6 protein-coding genes are annotated in these 5,742 nt (G+C 63.7%); 1 reads left to right on the top strand and 5 read right to left on the bottom strand.

Going from position 1 to position 5,742, the window contains the following annotated elements; all coding sequences use genetic code 11:
• Positions 1 to 2,681: hybrid sensor histidine kinase/response regulator (locus AC5JJ6_RS38505; protein WP_496047105.1), on the top strand; the 2,681-nt coding region annotated here is incomplete at its 5' end.
• A gap of 99 nt (positions 2,682 to 2,780) precedes the next feature.
• Here AC5JJ6_RS38505 and AC5JJ6_RS38500 read toward each other — a convergent pair.
• The 5 genes from AC5JJ6_RS38500 to AC5JJ6_RS38480 form a co-directional block, all read right to left on the bottom strand.
• The gene (locus AC5JJ6_RS38500) at positions 2,781 to 2,927 is read right to left on the bottom strand and encodes a hypothetical protein (RefSeq protein ID WP_496047104.1); all 147 of its coding nucleotides are present in this window, start codon (positions 2,925 to 2,927) and stop codon (positions 2,781 to 2,783) included.
• A 66-nt stretch (positions 2,928 to 2,993) separates the two neighbouring features.
• The gene (locus AC5JJ6_RS38495) at positions 2,994 to 3,242 is read right to left on the bottom strand and encodes a DUF1127 domain-containing protein (RefSeq protein ID WP_496047103.1); all 249 of its coding nucleotides are present in this window, start codon (positions 3,240 to 3,242) and stop codon (positions 2,994 to 2,996) included.
• A gap of 128 nt (positions 3,243 to 3,370) precedes the next feature.
• Positions 3,371 to 3,610, bottom strand: coding sequence for a DUF1127 domain-containing protein (locus tag AC5JJ6_RS38490; RefSeq protein ID WP_496047102.1), 240 nt, complete (start codon positions 3,608 to 3,610; stop codon positions 3,371 to 3,373).
• Positions 3,611 to 3,861: 251 nt separating this feature from the next.
• Positions 3,862 to 4,806 (bottom strand): homocysteine S-methyltransferase family protein, encoded by a 945-nt coding sequence (locus tag AC5JJ6_RS38485; RefSeq protein WP_496047101.1) that lies wholly within the window; start codon positions 4,804 to 4,806, stop codon positions 3,862 to 3,864.
• Positions 4,807 to 5,164: 358 nt separating this feature from the next.
• The coding region (locus tag AC5JJ6_RS38480) for a beta-barrel domain-containing protein (RefSeq protein ID WP_496047100.1) at positions 5,165 to 5,742 on the bottom strand (578 nt) is incomplete at its 5' end.

The raw sequence follows: 5,742 nt of genomic DNA, 5'->3' as shown, positions 1-5,742 counted from the left end.
GTGAGCGCCGGTTCCGGTCCATCGTCGAGGACCAGACGGAGATGATCTGCCGGATAGACCGCGATCTCCGCGTCACGTTCTGCAATCGGGCCCATGCGCGGTTCTGCGGGCTTGAGCCCAATCAGCTGCTGGGAAGCTGCTTTCTTGACCCGTTCCCACCTGGTCTGCGCCAGTCCTTTGAGGCGAGCCTGAGGGACTTGACGCCGGAGAGTCCGATCTTCCGGTGCGAGCATGAGCGGATATCAGGGAATGGCGAGATCGAGTGGTTCGGCTGGACCAGCCGGGCACTGTTCGATGAGGCTGGTACCCTGCTGGATTACCAGTCCGTCGGACGTGACATCACGACCAGGAAGCGTGCCGACCAGGCACTTCGGGAAAGCGAATTGCGGTTCCGGGCGATCGTCGAGGACCAGATGGAGTTCATCTCCCGATGCTCGCCCGACTACAGATTCACCTTCATCAACGAGGCCTATGTCCGGCAGCTGGGACGCGGCCGGGACCAGATCATCGGTTCCAGCGTGCTGGACCTGATGACGCTCGAACAGCAGGCGCAGTTCACCCGCCAACTCGCACGGCTGACGCCGGACAGCCCGACCGTCACTTACGAGATGTCCACGATCGCCCCGGACGGCCACTTGGTCTGGGAGGAATGGACGGACCGCGCGCTGTTCGACGAGGCCGGACACCTGGTCGAGTACCAGTCGGTCGGTCGCGACATCACCCGGACCAAGACCTTCGAAGCGACGCTGACGGCGAGCGCCGAGGAACTCGCCCAGATCGCCGACTGCCTGCCCCTCGCCATGGAGATCACCCGCGCCGACCGTATGGAGGTGCTGTTTTCCAACAGCCAAGCCAAGGAAATCTTCGGCCTGTATCCGGGCTGCCCTCCCGATCGGCTCGCGGCGTCCTATGTCGATCCCGCGGATCGCGGAAGGCTTCTGGAGCGCGTCGCCAGGGACGGCCGTGTCGAGGGGTTCGAGCTGTCTCTCCGCCGTACCGACGGATCGATCATCAGGGTGCTCATGTCGGCCCGCGAGATCCAGTTCCGGGGATCGCCGGCCCTTGTCGCCGCCTGCACGGACATCACCTCCCGGCTGGAGACCGAGCACGCCCTGCGGGCCAGCGAGGCACGTCTCCAGGCCTTCATGCAGCATGCTCCGGCCGGCATGTACCTGAAGGATCTCGAGGGGCGCTACGTCGTCGCCAACCCGGAGATGGAAAGGGTCCAGAACCGGCCGGTGTCGGAGATCCTCGGGCGCACTCCGGAGGATGTCTTCAAACCTGAGGACGCCGCGGTGATACGGAGTTACGACAGACAGGTTCTCCAATCCGGCGCCTCGATCGTCAACGAGGAGTACGTCCCCTACTTTCCGCACTATGTCTGGCGCCTAGTCATCCGCTTTCCGATCCGCGACGAAGAGGGCGAATTCACCCACATCGGAGGCTTTATCTTCGACATCAGCGAGCGGAAGAGGGCTGAGGCCGAAGCCGACCGTCAGCGTGCCGCGATGTACCAGCGCGAGAAGTTGGCGGCGCTCGGCTCGCTTCTGGCCGGGGTGGCGCATGAACTGAACAATCCGCTCTCGGTCGTGCTCGGGCGCGCCATCATGCTCGAGGAGCGGTGTGACGATCCCGCTATCCGCAACTCGCTGACCCGGCTGCGGTCGGCCGCCGAGCGCTGTGCCCGGATCGTCAGGAGCTTCCTCGCCCTGGCCCGCCAGAAATCCCGCGAGGTCAAGCCGGTGGATGTCCGGGCGGTTCTCGACGGTAGCATCGAGATCCTGGCCAACGGCCTGCGGAGCGCCGGCATCGAGGTCACGCGTGTGGATGCGTCCGACCTGCCACCGGTCATGGCGGACGAGGACGAGTTGCACCAAGTGTTCATGAACCTCATCGTCAACGCCCAGCAAGCGATCGAGATGGCACGGACCCCGATCGTCGCCCCGCATTCGGACGGAACTTCACATCGCACGCCGGACACGGCGAAGGGGAGGTTATGGCTCACCACCACATCCGTCCAGGGCGACGATGCCCACGGCGGTGGCGCCGTGCGGATCGAGGTCGCGGACAACGGGCCGGGCGTTCCGAAGGCCTTGCGGCCCCAGATATTCGATCCATTCTTCACGACCAAGCCGATTGGATCGGGTACCGGGCTCGGATTGTCGGTCTGCCACGGCATCGTGTCGTCCCATAACGGTACCATTACGGTCGCGGAACGTCCCGGCGGCGGAGCGCTGTTCTCCTTGACGCTTCCCGCCTGCCAGCCGGCGGCTGAGGCACCGGCCATGCCGGAACCGGAGCGCGGCGGCGGCGGTTGGTCCGTTCTGCTGGTCGATGACGAACCGGAAGTCGTCATGATGCTGAAGGAGATTCTGGCAAAGGACGGATACGAGGTGGTGACTTCCGGCGACGGTGTGGAGGCTTTGCAGCTTCTGGGAGAACGCCGTTTCGACGCCATCCTGTGCGACATCCGCATGCCCCGGCTCGACGGTCCCGGCCTTCTGCGAGCGCTTCAGGAGAGAAGCCCCGAGTTGGCGCGGAAGCTTCTCCTGATGACCGGCGACGTCCTTCGCGCGGCGGCGGCGCTCCCCCCGGACATTGGCGCCCGACTCCTGGAAAAGCCTCTCGACCCGGCCGAGGTTCGGCGCAGGGTGAGGGATCTGATCGATGGGAACGGCTGAGTTCAGGTCGTCATGACAGCGGCGGCGATAGTCCTGATAATGCCGGCTCCGTCGTGAGGGTGAACCGATGGAAATGTGCCGGCGCAACGGCAGCGCACGTCACAGGCTGTTCATCAACATGACTGAGGCCGACAATACCGATGCCAATGCCGTGACTGTCGCGGCCAGCCTTTCCTCGAGCGACCAGCGATCCCAGTCACCTTTGAAGCTCTTCAGTTCGCGCCAGAGCGCAGCATCATCCAGCATGTCAGATCCTCCAGCTGGTCGTCCGCGGACTCGTGAGCCCGCCGCGTGGTGCGGAACCTTGTAGCGTCATATCTCGAGACGGTATACACCATCCGAGATAGCCTCCACGTCGAGGCGGCTGAGTCCTAGGTCTCTCAGGTCGCGGTCTGTCATGCGGCGGAGCACTGCCACATCGACCCGGCCGCGGTGCCAGTCTGCAATGCGGCGCAGCAGCCTGGGCAGGATCGGGGAGAGGGTGCCTTTGGCGCCGACCTCCGTTGTTGAGGACGGCGTACCCGGAAAGTCCCGGGAGATGACATCGGTTAAGAAGCTCACGATCAATCCTTTCCAGGTTATCGGCCGGCCGCTCAGGCGAGGCGTGTGTCTAAAATTTTTCGATGTTGTGTTGTGCAGAGGAGATTTGGCAGTTCGTCGAGCCAGCTGCGGGCGCAGATGCAGGACGCTCATGTCCTCCAAAAAGGCTTTTCACATTCCTTGAAAGCATCGACCCGGCTGACGCCGATATCGCTCAGCATCTGATCAGACAGGCTTAGGAGTTGCCGACGCTGACGGATCCGCTCCGACCAGACACACACTGTGTCGTGAATGACCAGGCTGGCGCTGGACATCCGCCGCACCGCGTTGCCCAGAACCCATGAGAGTGCTCCGCACGAGGCCGAGCTAGTGTCGATGTACGCTTCCATGACGATCACCCTCCAAATTCATCGATTGATCAATTTCCAGCGAGCGCGTCTGGCCAAACACTCAGGCGCGCATAGCTGGTGGCAGATAGGACGGGGGGTCGGCGTTGCTTGTCGCCAGGACCCTTGTCTGAGAAGCACTCTAGCGATGGGGTGTTTCAACCTGACTTCTCTTGGAGGCTTTGGTGTTTCAGTTGTTTCCTGGGAAAGTTTCCTTCAGTCATCGCCCGTGCTCATCTGCCCGCTTAGCGTGATCAGGCGGTCTGGCCGCAGCTCCGGCAGATCTGCTCGATGTGCCGGTGATCGGTGCCGCAGCATCCGCCGAGAACGTTGATGTGCGGGAAGCGGGCGCGGAGATCCCGGTATTGCCGGCCCAGTTCGGCGGGATCCCCGTCATCCAGGTCCGTCGCCTCGTCCAGCTCGGTGTGGCTGCGCCGCGAGGCATTGGCTCGGATGCCGCGCAGCCGCGTTATCCAGGCGCTGTCGTCCAGGGCTTGTTCGAAATGCGTCGGGTGGGCGCAGTTGATCATGTAGTACGCTGGCCCATCATCTGTGGCGTGATCGACGAAGCGAATGGTGTCGCGCAGCGCCTCGCCCGTCGGCAGCCTGCCGTCGGTTTCCAGGGTGAAGGAGATCGCCACGGGGAGACCAGCCTCCCGCGCCGCGCGCGTCACGCCGATCGCCTCGTTCGTGTTGGTCAGGGTATAGGCGGTGACCAGATCGACGCCCGCCGTCGCGAAGATCCCGATTTGCCGGGCATGGTAAACCATGGCCTCGCGCGGGCTCATCAGCGCTCCCGGATGGTAGCCGTCCCCACGCGGCCCGACGCAGCCGCTGATCACCATCGGCGATGTCGCGGCTTCATGAACAGCGCGCAGATCGAAGAGCATGTTGATTGCCCTGGCGTTGGCGACGTCGAGTTCGCGCGGCGAGTAGCCGAGTTTTTCCGCCCAATCCGGATTGGCCCGCCAGGTGGCGCTGTCCAGGATGAAGCCGGTGCCGCTTTCGCGCGCAATCGCGGCATAGCGGGCATAGTAGCGGCGCAGGACATCGGTGCCCCGCTGCTCCTTCAGGAGATCGAAGGCGGCGAAGCACGGCAGGTCGACCTTCTCGTGGAAGATCAGGGTGGTCTCGATGCCGCCGTCCGTCAGAAACACCTGCCAATCGAGCTGGGGCAGGTGATTACGGTATTTGGCCATGGTGAGGGCTCCGTGTTCCACTGTTCGTTTCGCCGCAACTGGCAAGATCGTCAGCTTGGAACTCAGAGATAACGGAGCGGTGTTTCCGCGTTATGTCCCCCAATCGATTTATTGTTTCAGTTGTTTCAGGCCTATGCGCTCGTACCGCGTCTTTGGTCTGCCGACGCCGTTTTCCCAAACCGTCAGCATGAGCCGCAGAGCGGCGTCAGGAACGAGGGCTGTCATCCCGATCAGGAGCAATGGAACTCACGAACTACGCACTTTCCGCTGTAGGTGCCCAAGTCCGTCGACGATCAAGGATGTGCCCATCATGGATGGCGGAACAGCCTTGCAGATGACCAATACAGGGCGGGCCACCTCACTCCTCCCGAAAGGCTGTCCGGAACGTGTCGCGGATAGGCTGCAGCAGATACTGAAGCATGGTTCGTTCCCCGGTGACGATCAGGGTCTCCGCCGGCATGCCGGGCTGCAGGTGGATATCGCTGAGTTTCTCCAGCTGTTCCGGATTGGCCGCGACCCGGGCGGTGTAGTAGAGCTCGCCCGTGCGCTCATCCTTGAAGGCGTCGGCCGAGACCCGGATCACCTCCGCCTCGATCTGCGGTGTCGTACGCATCTTGAAGGCGCTCAGTACCACCTTCGCCGGCAGCCCGGCATGCACGACGTCGATGTCGCTCGGCCGCACCCTGGCCTCGATCACCAGACGGTCGTCCCGGGGAACCAGGTCGAGAACCGGGCCGCCGGGCGGCACCACGGATCCCGCCGCGAAGTAGCGCGTGTTGAGCGCCGTGCCAGCCTCGGGCGCCACGAGATCGCGCCGGCCCTGGCGGATCTGGGCCGCCGCCAGCTTTTCCCGGATCTCAGCCAGCCGCATCTGAACCTCGCGCAGTTCGGCCGTCACCTCGCTCTGCCGCTCGGCCCGAAGCGCCAGGATCTCCA

Source organism: Skermanella sp., from assembly GCF_059503625.1.
This window is presented reverse-complemented; position numbering and strand designations above follow the sequence as displayed.

Coding starts and splice junctions, on each gene's coding strand:
- AC5JJ6_RS38490 (WP_496047102.1), bottom strand. CDS start 3,610: ATGGAAGCGTACATCGACACTAGCTCGGCCTCGTGCGGAGCACTCTCA.
- AC5JJ6_RS38500 (WP_496047104.1), bottom strand. CDS start 2,927: ATGCTGGATGATGCTGCGCTCTGGCGCGAACTGAAGAGCTTCAAAGGT.
- AC5JJ6_RS38485 (WP_496047101.1), bottom strand. CDS start 4,806: ATGGCCAAATACCGTAATCACCTGCCCCAGCTCGATTGGCAGGTGTTT.